The organism is uncultured Enterovirga sp. (genome assembly GCF_964242715.1).
GTDB lineage: Bacteria > Pseudomonadota > Alphaproteobacteria > Rhizobiales > Beijerinckiaceae > Enterovirga.
Window position 1 is genome coordinate 1 of the sequence record NZ_CAXTAZ010000082.1, and the last position, 11,626, is coordinate 11,626.

Here is an 11,626-nt window from a genome sequence, read left to right on the forward strand (position 1 = left end):
CGTCCATCGTCTCGGCGAGGCCGCCGAACTTGCCGATGTCGAGATAGACCCAGCGGATCTCGTCCTCGGCCTTGCTCTTCTGCGAGACGAGCACGACCTCGGATTCGATCACCCCCGCATTGCCCACCATGCCGCGGCCCGGCTCGATGATCGTCTCCGGCAGCCGGTTCCCAAAGTGCTTCGAGAGCGCCTGGAAGATCGAGTTGCCGTAGGCTTCCACCGCCGGCACGTCCTTCAGGTACTTCGTCGGGAAACCGCCGCCCAGATTGACCATCGAGAGGTGGATGCCGCGCTCGGCGAGCGTCCGGAAGATCGACGACGCCGAACCCAGCGCACCATCCCACGCCTCCGTGTTCGGCTGCTGCGAGCCGACATGGAAGGACACGCCATAGGCATGCAGACCGACCCGGTGAGCATGCTCCAGCACGTCGATGGCGAGATCGGGCTCGCAGCCGAACTTGCGCGACAGCGGCCATTCGGCGCCGGCCCCGTCGCACAGGATGCGGCAGAACACGCGCACGTCGTCGGTCCCGGTCGCGGCCTTGGCGCGAGCGATCTTCTCGACCTCGGCCTCGCAATCGACCGCGAAGAGCCGCACGCCGAGATCGAGGGCGCGCACGATGTCGCGCTCCTTCTTGATCGTATTACCGAAGGAGATGCGCTCGGGCGTGGCGCCGGCCTCGAGCGCCATGCCGACCTCGGCGACCGACGCCGTGTCGAAGCACGAGCCGAGCTCGGCCAGAAGCGCGAGCAGCTTCGGCTCCGGATTCGCCTTCACGGCATAGAAGACGCGGGTGTCGGGCAAGGCGCGGGCGAACTTGGCATAGTTCTCGCGGACGACCTCGAGGTCGACCACCAGAACCGGCCCGTCCTCGAGCCCCGCCACACGTCGGTCACGCAAGAAATCACGAATGCGCTCAGTCATGGCGCTCTCCCACAAAGGTTCGCATCGGAACAGGTTCGCGACCCGGCCCGGGATGAGAAATTCAGGCGGTTGCCCGCCCGGCGTCTTCGGGGTTCGAATCGGAGCGTCGACCGTGCGGTGGAAACACGGGACCGACGCGGATCCTAAGACCCGACGATGCTGCCTTCGTTTGGATAGGGAGACCCTGTCCGCACGCCCGGCAAAGAGAAACAAGCCTCTTCGGTGCCGGCCTTTGGAGGGCCGACGAGACCAAAAAAGCCCGTCCGTCGTTGCTTCAAGCTGCGTCCCCCGTGGAGATTCGGGGTTCGCCGGTTTTCCCTCCGGCTGCCGGTTGTTGTCGGGTTAGGTGTCGCCACCCGAACCGCCGCCCTGGGGCTCCCGCCCGTCCGGCATCGATCCTGAAACCCTGGCGGCTGTCCGGCCTCTTGTCCGGATGCCCACCAACCGGCACGCTGCCACAGGCACGTGCGAAATTGGGCAGAGACGCAGATAGGGTGATTTGCCCTTAGGTGCAAGGGGTAATTGCTGCGAACTCGCGCGCGCTCGGCCGTTGCCATAAGGGAAGTGGCATCTGTGGCCCCGGCTGCATGTCGCCGCATTCACGTAATCGTCACGTTGAACCTACGATACCGACACCGCCCCCCGCACAGCGACGCGAGACCATGACCGACCCCACACGCCGCTCGGCTCTCGGCCGGATCGCCTCCATGGCGGCCGGCGCCGCGCTCCTGCCCGGCCAGACTCCAGCGCAGCAGAGCGCCGCACCCCCTCTCGTGCCCTTCCGGTTCGAGGATGTGGTGCGGCGCGCGCGCGACCTCGGCTCCGCACCCTACGATGCGAGCTTCCCGCCCCTGCCCGAGCCGCTCGCCAATCTCGAATACGATGCCTGGCGCGACATCCGCTTCCGGCCGGAGCGGGCCTTCCTCGCCCAGGGCGGCGGGCTGTTCCGGCTCCAGCTCTTCCACCTGGGCTTCCTCTACAGGCGGCCCGTGATGATCAACGTGATCCGGGACGGGGTGCCGACGCCGATCCCCTATCAGCCGCAGCTCTTCGATTACGGGCGGACCAAGATTGAGCGGCCGCTCCCGATCAATCTCGGCTTCGCAGGCTTCCGCATCCATTACGCGCTGAACGATCCGCGCGTGCTGGACGAGCTGATCGCGTTCCTCGGCGCGAGCTATTTCCGCTTTCTCGGACGCGAGCAGCGCTACGGCCTGTCCGCCCGCGGCCTTTCGCTTGGCGTCGGCGCCTCGGAGCCGGAGGAATTTCCGAATTTCCGTGAGTTCTGGGTCGAGCTGCCCCAGCCGGGGGTGGAGCGGATCACGGTCTTCGCCCTCCTCGACGGTGCGGCGGTGACGGGCGCCTACCGGTTCGACGTCTACCCGGCGCCGGAGACCGAGATCGAGGTGAACGTCACGCTGTTTCCGCGACGGCCGATCCGGTCGATGGGGATTGCGCCCCTCACCTCGATGTTCTTCACGGGCGAGAACGAGCGGCGCACCGGCGACGATTTCCGGCCGGAACTGCACGATTCCGACGGCCTCCTGATCCATTCGGGCTCGGGCGAGTGGATCTGGCGCCCGCTGCGGAACCCGGCGCGGACCTCGATCTCCTCCTTCTCCGACCCCAACCTGCGCGGATTCGGGCTGATGCAGCGTGACCGGAGTTTCGAGAGCTACCAGGATCTCGAGGCCTTCTATCACCTGCGCCCGAGCTATTGGGTCGAGCCGATCGGGTCCTGGGGCGAGGGCCGGGTCGAGTTGATCGAGATCCCGACCAATGCCGAGGTGCACGACAACATGGTCGCGCATTGGACCCCGACCCGCCCGATCGAGGCCGGACAGGAAACCTCCTTCGCCTACCGGCTGAAATCGATGACCGCCGGCGGCAACCTTCATCCGGGGGGCAAGGTCGCGAACAGTTTTTCGGCTCCGGCCCGCGCCAGCGGCTCGCCCGAGCCGGCCGACAAGGGCGCGCGCCGCTTCCTGATCGACTTCGCAGGCGGCAATCTCGGCTTCTACCTCTCCGACCCGTCCCTGGTTCAGGTCGTCGCCAGCGCGTCGAACGCCCGGATCACGGCAACGTCGGTGGTCGCAAACGAGCATACGGGCGGCTTCCGGGCGACGCTCGACGTGCGCACCGAGCCCGGGCAGAGCACGGACATGCGGGCCTATCTGAAATCGGGCGACCGGGCCCTGACCGAGACCTGGACCTATCCCTGGATCGCGGAATGACGGCGCGCGAGCCGATCCGGATACGCGGCGCCGAGATCCGCGACCTCGACCTCCTCCTCCAGCTCGAGGAGGATGCCTTCCCGGGAGACCGGCTCGGCCTGCGCGACATGCGCCATGCGATCCGGTCGCCCACGATCCTGACGCTCGTCGCCGAGCGGAAGGGAACCCTCGCCGGCTATGTCTTCGTCCAGGTCCGACGCGGCTCCACGCTCGGGCGGCTGACCTCAGTCGCGGTGACCCGCGATGCCGCCGGTCAAGGGGTCGGCCGGGCGCTGGTCGCGGCGGCGGAGGGAGCCGCCGTGGCAGCCGGATGCGACCGGATGCGACTCGAGGTCCGGGCCGACAACGACCGGGCCGCTAGGCTCTACGAGGCCGGCGGCTACCGGATGATCGGCGAGGTGCCGGATTACTACGAGGATTGCGAGGCGGCCCGGCACTACGAGAAGCGGCTCGGCTAGCTTAAGTCAGCAAACGTCAATGTTCTTGTTAAGCTCCGATATTAAAAGATGAATTGTCATTACTGAATGAGAACGGCAAGGCTTTGAACGTGTCGGTGACGATACCCTGCACCAGATGAACAGATGCTGCTTGACCCTCGATCGCCCATGACAATGCTCAAAGCGACGCCTCCGTTTATTGCACCCGCGTTTTTTCCATTCAGATGCGATATGAACCGCACTTCATCACCGTCCCTTGGTCCCTTCTCAAAGTGCGTTAGATAAATAGATCGACCCAGGAAATTTGGATGCGTCAACTCGCAAAGCACCTCATACCTATGTTGTAATTGATCATCTTGCGATGCTTTTGAAATCTTACCTATGGTGGTTAGTATGCTTGTTGATTTGTATATTTCGTCAGATCCAGTCAGTCGAGAAGCATACATAGTCCGCAAGAGGTACTTCTCAAGATCTTCGCAAACTACAATACTGTTGTGCATATCGGCCTTTGATATACCTTCGAGCGTCGCGCTGATTGTTCGAGCATCTTGCACGAATTGAACAGCACTTTCGAAAGCAGACCGAGCAAGGATGCCAGCGGGAACAATGTTCTCCTGTTCGACCGCCCGGAAAGCAGCCTGGCATATATCAACCATTCGCCAGACTGACGAGACGGAATAAGCCTCGATCACCGAAAGCGTATCCCTCCAATAAAGATCGTTCAGTTCTCTTGCCGTCGTACCACGCGCTACCAGTTCAGCTTGCTCATCCAAAAAGGAAGCCGCTGTTTTGAACCGCCAGCTATAAGGATCCGGAAAACTATAAGACAATACGTTGAATCTATCGACCAAGACAGGTAGCATACATATACGGCGTTCCTTTGATCCAGACAGCTTGTCGCGCCACTCCTGAGATAATCGAATCTCTTTTTCGCCGAATTTCACGACTTAATCCTCACAGCATGCTGGGCAGCACCCGGTCCGGCGGACGGTGGCCGTCCATGAAGGTCCGGATGTTGACGATGACCTTCTCGCCCATGTCGAGCCGGCCCTCTTCGGTGGCCGAGCCCATATGCGGCAGGAGCACCACCCTGCCCTGCCGGGCAAGCTTGATCAGCCGCGGGTTGACGGAGGGCTCGTGCTCGAAGACGTCGAGCCCGGCGCCCGAGATCTCGCCGGCCTCGATCAGGCGGGCGAGCGCGGTCTCGTCGATGATCTCGCCGCGCGCGGTGTTCACGACGAGGGCCTCCGGCCGCAGCAGCTTCAGCCGCCGGGCCGAGAGGAGATGGTAGGTCGCCGGCGTGTGCGGGCAATGCACGGTGACGATGTCCATGCGGGCCAGCATCTGGTCGAGCGAATCCCAATAGGTCGCCTCGAGTTCCTCCTCGATCCGGACCGGGACCCTGCGCCGATTGTGGTAGTGGATCGACAGGCCGAAAGCCCTGGCGCGCTTCGCGACCGCCTGGCCGATCCGGCCCATCCCGACGATGCCGAGCCGCTTTCCGGTGATGCGGCGGCCGAGCATCCAGGTCGGGGACCAGCCGGTCCATTCGTCGTCCGGGATCACGCGCGAGCCTTCGGGCAGCCGGCGGGCGACGGCCATCATCAGGGCCATCGTCATGTCGGCGGTGTCGTCGGTCAGCACCCCCGGCGTATTGGTCACGGTGATGCCGCGCGCCAGCGCCGCCTGGACGTCGATATTGTCGACGCCGTTGCCGAAATTCGCGATCAGCCGGAGATCCGGCCCGGCCTGGGCCAGGACGGAGGCGTCGATCTCGTCCGTGACCGTCGGGACCAGCACCTCGGCCCGTTTCACGGCGTCCGCCAGATCCGCCGCCGCCATCGGCTTGTCGTCGAGGTTGAGCTCGGCGTCGAAGAGCTCGCGCATGCGCGTCTCGACCGCGTTCGGCAGCTGCCGGGTCACCACCACGAGGGGCTTCTTGCGCGCCGCCATCACTCTCCCCGAAGCCGCCCGACCGTCGGGCTTCACCCGACCTTAACCGTGACTCGGCGACACAGGGCGTCAAGCTGCCCTCTGGCCACCGGCGCCCGACCCCGCTAAGGCGCGCCTGTCTAACAGAGGTTCGGAAATTCTCAACGGACCCGCGGAGACGACACCATGCGATCGCACCCCGTCCGACGCGGCCTTGCCCAATCCCTCCTGTGGGGTCTTCTCGCGGCACTCCCCGCTGACGGAGCCTCGGCGGCCGCGACGGACCAGCCGGCCGGCAAGGTCTCGGGCCTGCCGGTGCCGCGCTATGTCAGCCTGAAGACGGACCGGGTGAACCTGCGCGAAGGCCCGTCGAAGGATCACAGAACCGCATGGGTCTTCCAGAGGGCCGGGCTGCCGGTCGAGATCACGGCCGAATACGAGACGTGGCGGCGCATCCGCGACGCCGAGGGCACGGAAGGCTGGGTGCTGCATTCGCTGCTGTCGGGTCGCCGCACCGCGCTCGTCATGCCCTGGGCGAAGGCCGGCGCGGAGGCGCTCCCGCTCCTTGACCGGGCCGACGAATCGTCGGGTGTCGTGGCGCAGCTGCAGCCGAACGTCATCGCGAGTGTGAAGGGTTGCCGCGACGGATGGTGTCGGGTCGTGATCGTGATGCCGAACGCCCGCGACCTCTCCGGCTACATGAAGCAAGAGAAGCTCTGGGGCGTGTATCCGAACGAAAAGATGGAGTAGCGGCCGACCGCATCCGTCATTCCGGGGCGCAAACGCGGAATCTACGGAAGCGCCGCGGCATGGAAGCAGTGCACAGCTCGTGCGAGCCGTGGGTTCCGGGTTCTTGCTCCGCGAGCCCCGGAATGCCGGCGTGCGTTAACCAGCGACGCGGCGCAGCCTGACGATCACGTCCACGCGCGAGATTTCCATCCCGTCCGGCGGCGCCGGCAATTCGCCGACCGAGATGTCGGTCGGCACGTCCATCAGCTTCTCCTCGCCTTCGAGGAAGAAGTGGTGATGCTCCGTCGTGTTGGTGTCGAAATAGGATTTCGAGCCGTCCACGGCGAGCTGCCGCAGGAGGCCGGCTTCCGTGAACTGGTGCAGCGTGTTGTACACGGTCGCGAGCGACACCGGCACGCGGGCCCGCATGGATTCCTCGTAGAGGAGTTCCGCCGTGATGTGCCGGTCGCCCTTGGCGAACAGAAGCCAGCCGAGCGAGATGCGCTGCCGGGTCGGCCGAAGGCCGACGCGCCGCAGCCGATCCTTCAGATCGGAGACGGGGCAGCCGCGCCGGGCCAGGGACACGTCATGTGCCGTGGCCTTCGTCGCGGGGGAGGCAAGCTGGCTGGGCTCGATCATGACTCGACGCATATCGGGAAGGTAGAGCGTTCATACTCGCCCGAACCCCTTACCGCAACATTGCTCTGCAGGCAGCGAGCCCGGACCCATCGCGCGGCAAAGTGGCCGAACGCCTTTGAGGCGTCCGGCGCGTGTGATACGGGCGGCGCGTTCGGGCCGGATGGCGGCGGCGGACGGCGAAGGACCGGCAGCGGCATGGCGGGGCAGTCGAGTTTCACCTACGAGGAGCTGCTCGAATGCGGCCGCGGCGCCATGTTCGGCGAGGGCAACGCGCAGCTGCCGCTCCCCCCGATGCTGATGTTCGACCGCATCGTGCAGATCACCGAGGATGGCGGCGCGAACGGCAAAGGCCAGGTCCGGGCCGAACTCGACGTGAGGCCGGACCTCTGGTTCTTCGCCTGCCACTTCAAGGGTGACCCGGTGATGCCGGGCTGCCTCGGCCTCGACGCCCTCTGGCAGATGGTCGGCTTCTTCCTCGGCTGGCTCGGCCTGCCCGGCCGCGGCAGGGCTTTGGGTGTCGGCGAGGTCAAGTTCATCGACCAGGTGCTGCCGAACGTGAAGCAGGTCACCTACGGGGTCGATTTCAAGCGCGTCTTCCGCGGCCGGCTCGTACTCGGCATCGCCGACGGCTTCGTCGAAGCCGACGGGAAGCGCATCTACGAGGCGAAGGATCTCCGGGTCGGCCTGTTCAAGCCGGAGGCGAAGCCCGCGGGGGGCTGAGCCGCGTTTCGGCGACTGGGCGAAAGCGCGGTCGCGCTCAATTCATCCCGAGCGCCTGCATGTAGAGTTCGAGGATCGCCTCCTCCTCCTGGCGCTCGGCATGGTCCTTCTTGCGGATGCGCAGAATGGAGCGGATCGCCTTCGGGTCGAAGCCACGGCCCTTCAATTCGGCGAAGACGTCCTTCACGTCGCTCGCGATCCCGGCCTTCTCTTCCTCGAGCCGCTCGATCCGCTCGACGAACTGCTTCAGTTCCTCCGCGGCAACACCGGATTCGGCGACGTCAGCGGCCATCTCGTTCTACCCCGTCTGTGGATTGGACACCGCTCCGCGACGCCCTCCCGGGCGGCGTCCGATCGCAAGCGGCGCGGAAGCCGGGCTCTTAATGGGAGGGCTTAGCGTTGTCGAACGCCGCGATCTGCTCGGGCTTCGCCTCGGCCTGATGCTGCGCCTTCCAGTTCTCGTAGGGCATGCCGTAGACATGCGTGCGGCTCTCCTCCTTCGAGAGCGGGACGCCCTGGGAATCGGCCGCGTCCTTGAGCCAGTTCGAGAGGCAGTTCCGGCAGAAGCCGGCGAGGTTCATGAGGTCGATATTCTGCACGTCCGTGCGGCTGCGCAGGTGGTCCGTCAGGCGCCGGAAGGCCGCCGCCTCGAGCTCCGTCCGGGTCTTCGAGTCGATGTCGATCATGTCCGCTCCTCCATGGCCGCCGGGTCGGGGTGACGCCGGGGCGATTCTGCCCTAGGCACGTCCGCCTTCCCCGCCGCGACAGGCCCAGAACACGCCATATGGCATCCCTGACCCGCGACCGCATGCTCTCTCCGGCCGGGTCCGGAGACGCGGTGTCGATCGCAGCGCCGCTTCTGGCCCTGGCGCTCGGCGCCGTCGCCATGGGCGTGTCGCCGATCTTCGTCCGGATCGCGGCGCCCGAGGTCGGGCCCTTCGCCTCCGCGTTCTGGCGTGTCGCGTTGGCGCTGCCCTGCCTCTATGGCTGGATGCGGCTCGAGGAAGGCCGAGGTCGCCGGGTGGCGGTCTCCGGTCGCGCGACCCCGGCCATCCTGGCCGGCCTCGCCTTCTCGGGCGATCTCGTCTTCTGGCATCTCGCGATCCTCGGCACGAGCGTCGCCAACGCCACCTTCTTCGCGACCACGGCGCCGGTCTTCGTCGTGCTGCTGACCTGGCTCGTGCTCCGTCGCCGCGTCGCTCCGGCGACGCTCGGGGCGCTGGCGCTCTGCATGCTGGGCGGCGCGATCCTGATCGGCCAGAGCCTCGCCATCTCACCCGACCGCATCCGGGGCGACCTCTACGGCATCGTCACGGCGGTCTTCTTCGCGCTCTACTTCCTGTTCGTGTCCCGGGCCCGCGAGAGCGGCGGGGCTGGCCGGGTGGTGTTCATCTCGTCGCTCGTCACGGCGGCCGTGCTGCTGGTCGTCGCCCTCCTGTTCGACGGCGCTCGGATCTGGCCCCGAACAGGCGGTGTCTGGGCCGCGCTCCTCGCGCTCGCCCTCGTCAGCCATGTCGGCGGGCAGGGTTTGCTCGCCGTCGCGCTCGGGCGGCTGCCGGCCGTGTTCTCGTCGCTCGTGATCTTCCTCGAGGCCCTCGCCGCCGCCTTGGCCGCCTGGGCGATCCTCGGCGAGGCGATCACGCCCTTGCAGGGCGCGGGAGGCGCGCTGATCCTCCTCGGCATCTGGATGGCCCGACCTCGAAAGGCGGTCCCATGACACCCGACATCGACGGCCCGCGCGGGCTCCTCCTGGCGCTATTCGATGCCGCGATCGCGGCCGCGCATCCGCGCCTCTGCCTGCCGGCCCACCTTCCCGAGCCGCCCGCCTCAGGCCGCCTGATCGTGCTCGCGGCCGGCAAGGCCGCCGCCTCGATGAGCGAGGTTGCCTCCGCACATTACCGCGCCGGCGGATTCAACCGGATCGAGGGACTGGCGGTCGCCCGGCACGGCTATGGCGGCGCGGTCGAGGGCATCGAGGTTGTCGAGGCCGGGCATCCGGTGCCGGACGAGGCCGGGATCGCGGCGACCGCCCGGACGCTCGCGCTCGCGCAATCGGCCGGCCCGGACGACCTCGTCCTCGTGCTCCTCTCGGGCGGCGGCTCCGCAAATTGGATCGCGCCCGCGGGCGCGCTGACGCTCGCCGAGAAACAGGGCCTGACACGCGCCCTGCTTCGGTCCGGAGCCGATATCGGCGAGATCAACACGCTGCGGAAACACCTGTCCCGGATCAAGGGCGGCCGGCTCGCGGCGGCCTGCCAACCGGCCCGGCTCTGGACCCTCGCCATCTCCGACGTGCCACATGACGATCCGAGCGTGATCGCCTCGGGCCCAACGGTGCCGGATCCGACGACGCTGGCGGACGCCCTCGCCGTGGTGCGACGCCGCGGCATCACGCTGCCGCCGAGTGCCGCCGCGCTCCTGGCCGATCCGGCAAGCGAAAGCCCGAAGCCGGGCGACCCGGCCTTCCGGGGCGCCGAATACCGCATTGTCGCCCGACCGGCCGACATGATCTCGGCATTGGTCCGCGACGCCGCGGCGGCCGGCTACGAGCCGATCGTCCTCGGCGGGGACCTCGAAGGCGAGGCGCGCGACGTGGCCGCGCAGCATGCCGCCCAGGCGCTCGCGTTGAAGCGGGCCGGGCGCCGGGCCGCGATCATCTCCGGCGGGGAGTTGACGGTGACGATGCGGGGCCAAGGCCGCGGCGGGCCGAACCAGGAATATGCCCTCGCGCTCGCCATCGCCCTCGCCGGCGAGCCCGGCATCTCAGCCATGGCCGGCGATACGGACGGCACCGACGGCGGGGCCGGCTCGGCCAGTGACCCGGCCGGCGCCATCGTCGACGAAACGACCCTGGCGCGGGCGGAGGCCGCCGGACTCGATGCCGCGGGGTGCCTCGCGGCCAACGATTCGACCACATTCTTCGAGAAGACCGGCGACCTCGTCGTCCCAGGACCCACCCGCACCAACGTCAATGATTGCCGCATCATCCTCGTCGATTAGCGGCCGCCGCACCGTCGGCCTCGCCGCCCTCCTGGCAGCCACCCTCGTCCTGTTCGCCTCCACGGCGCGGGCGGACCTGCGCATGTGCAACCTCACGGAGAGCCGGATCGGGGTGTCGCTCGGCTATCGCGATTCGACCGGCTGGGTGACCGAAGGCTGGTGGAACCTCGCCGCTCGCGCCTGCGAGACCCTGCGGGGGGGCGAGCTCTCCTCGCGCTTCTTCTATCTCTACGCGGTCGATTACGACCGCGGCGGCGAATGGGGCGGCCGCTCCTACATGTGCACCCGCGACCGCGAGTTCACGATCCGGGGCGTCGAGGATTGCCTCGCCCGCGGCTTCGACCGCTCGGGCTTTTTCGAGATCGACACGGGCGAACAGAAGAGCTGGACCATCCAGCTGACCGACCCCGCCCGCTCGGGCCCGGCACCCGCCGCCGCCGCGCCGCGCTGACGGGCCGCGCACCCGGACCGAACGCATCCCTCTGGCCGGCGTTGATGGAACGGTTCCAGGTTGTTGACCGGCCAGGGACGTTATGTCAGCATTACTGACCCATTTACGAGACCGGAGATCAACCGGCAGGATGGGGTCGCGGAGGATTAGGCCATGGCGCATCCGGACCACGCCGACGTAGCGCTCGACGCCGTCTCGCTCGACGACAAATACGACCTCACAAAAGAGCGCGTCTTCATCACCGGCACGCAGGCGATCGTCCGCATGCTGCTCATGCAGCGCGAGCGCGACCGGCTCGCCGGGCTGAACACGGCCGGCCTCGTCTCGGGCTATCGCGGCTCGCCGATCGGCGGCCTCGACCTCAACCTCTACAAGACGAAGAAGCAGCTCGCCGCCTCCCACATCGTCTTCCAGCCGGGCCTGAACGAGGAACTCGCCGCGACCGCGCTCTGGGGCGCGCAGCAGGCCTCGATCCGGGGCGAGGGCAAATACGACGGCGTCTTTGGCGTCTGGTACGGCAAGGGCCCGGGCGTCGACCGGACCGGCGACGTCTTCCGCC

The 11,626-nt window shown here is 67.2% G+C and carries 13 protein-coding genes and 1 pseudogene; 8 read left to right on the forward strand and 6 right to left on the reverse strand.

The features are described 5' to 3' along the window. On the reverse strand, nucleotides 1-925 hold a 925-nt coding region (locus ACFE87_RS23715; protein ID WP_375462127.1), incomplete at its 3' end, for a type III PLP-dependent enzyme. Nucleotides 926-1,587: 662 nt separating this feature from the next. On the opposite strand from ACFE87_RS23715, the gene ACFE87_RS23720 reads away from it, so the two are divergent. Both ACFE87_RS23720 and ACFE87_RS23725 read left to right on the forward strand, forming a co-directional pair. Then, nucleotides 1,588-3,159: a glucan biosynthesis protein gene (locus tag ACFE87_RS23720; protein ID WP_375462128.1), complete on the forward strand. Its 1,572-nt coding sequence runs from the start codon at nucleotides 1,588-1,590 to the stop codon at nucleotides 3,157-3,159. Continuing rightward, nucleotides 3,156-3,617: a GNAT family N-acetyltransferase gene (locus ACFE87_RS23725; RefSeq protein ID WP_375462129.1), complete on the forward strand. Its 462-nt coding sequence runs from the start codon at nucleotides 3,156-3,158 to the stop codon at nucleotides 3,615-3,617. Before ACFE87_RS23720 ends, ACFE87_RS23725 begins: the two co-directional genes overlap by 4 nt. Before the next feature lie 59 nt (nucleotides 3,618-3,676). Here ACFE87_RS23725 and ACFE87_RS23730 read toward each other — a convergent pair whose 3' ends face one another. After that, nucleotides 3,677-4,540: a hypothetical protein gene (locus ACFE87_RS23730; protein ID WP_375462130.1), complete on the reverse strand. Its 864-nt coding sequence runs from the start codon at nucleotides 4,538-4,540 to the stop codon at nucleotides 3,677-3,679. 10 nt (nucleotides 4,541-4,550) lie between these two features. Then, complete coding sequence (locus ACFE87_RS23735) at nucleotides 4,551-5,549, reverse strand: 2-hydroxyacid dehydrogenase (RefSeq protein ID WP_375462131.1); 999 nt, start codon at nucleotides 5,547-5,549, stop codon at nucleotides 4,551-4,553. A gap of 165 nt (nucleotides 5,550-5,714) precedes the next feature. Between ACFE87_RS23735 and ACFE87_RS23740 the strand changes: the two genes are divergently transcribed. Continuing rightward, the gene (locus ACFE87_RS23740; protein WP_375462132.1) at nucleotides 5,715-6,278 is read left to right on the forward strand and encodes an SH3 domain-containing protein; all 564 of its coding nucleotides are present in this window, start codon (nucleotides 5,715-5,717) and stop codon (nucleotides 6,276-6,278) included. Nucleotides 6,279-6,413: 135 nt separating this feature from the next. Here ACFE87_RS23740 and irrA read toward each other — a convergent pair whose 3' ends face one another. Further along, nucleotides 6,414-6,896: an iron response transcriptional regulator IrrA gene (gene irrA / locus ACFE87_RS23745; protein ID WP_375462133.1), complete on the reverse strand. Its 483-nt coding sequence runs from the start codon at nucleotides 6,894-6,896 to the stop codon at nucleotides 6,414-6,416. Nucleotides 6,897-7,091: 195 nt separating this feature from the next. Between irrA and fabA the strand changes: the two genes are divergently transcribed. Beyond that, on the forward strand, nucleotides 7,092-7,616 hold the full coding sequence (gene fabA / locus ACFE87_RS23750; RefSeq protein WP_375462134.1) for a 3-hydroxyacyl-[acyl-carrier-protein] dehydratase FabA: 525 nt from the start codon (nucleotides 7,092-7,094) through the stop codon (nucleotides 7,614-7,616). Nucleotides 7,617-7,653: 37 nt separating this feature from the next. On the opposite strand, the gene ACFE87_RS23755 is transcribed toward fabA, so the two are convergent. Together ACFE87_RS23755 and ACFE87_RS23760 are read right to left on the reverse strand one after the other, a co-directional pair. Next, nucleotides 7,654-7,908, reverse strand: a complete 255-nt coding sequence (locus tag ACFE87_RS23755; RefSeq protein WP_375462135.1) for a DUF2312 domain-containing protein — start codon at nucleotides 7,906-7,908, stop codon at nucleotides 7,654-7,656. Nucleotides 7,909-7,996: 88 nt separating this feature from the next. Next, nucleotides 7,997-8,302 (reverse strand): DUF1244 domain-containing protein, encoded by a 306-nt coding sequence (locus ACFE87_RS23760; RefSeq protein WP_375462136.1) that lies wholly within the window; start codon nucleotides 8,300-8,302, stop codon nucleotides 7,997-7,999. 98 nt (nucleotides 8,303-8,400) lie between these two features. On the opposite strand from ACFE87_RS23760, the gene ACFE87_RS23765 reads away from it, so the two are divergent. From ACFE87_RS23765 to ACFE87_RS23780, 4 genes and pseudogenes are all read left to right on the forward strand, one after another. Beyond that, entirely contained in the window at nucleotides 8,401-9,333 is a 933-nt protein-coding gene (locus ACFE87_RS23765; protein WP_375462137.1) for a DMT family transporter, read from the forward strand. Continuing rightward, nucleotides 9,330-10,616: a glycerate kinase gene (locus ACFE87_RS23770; RefSeq protein WP_375462138.1), complete on the forward strand. Its 1,287-nt coding sequence runs from the start codon at nucleotides 9,330-9,332 to the stop codon at nucleotides 10,614-10,616. Before ACFE87_RS23765 ends, ACFE87_RS23770 begins: the two co-directional genes overlap by 4 nt. Continuing rightward, nucleotides 10,588-11,067: a DUF1036 domain-containing protein gene (locus ACFE87_RS23775; protein ID WP_375462139.1), complete on the forward strand. Its 480-nt coding sequence runs from the start codon at nucleotides 10,588-10,590 to the stop codon at nucleotides 11,065-11,067. Before ACFE87_RS23770 ends, ACFE87_RS23775 begins: the two co-directional genes overlap by 29 nt. Nucleotides 11,068-11,220: 153 nt before the next feature. Further along, nucleotides 11,221-11,626 (forward strand): annotated as a pseudogene (locus ACFE87_RS23780) (indolepyruvate ferredoxin oxidoreductase family protein); the annotation flags it as partial.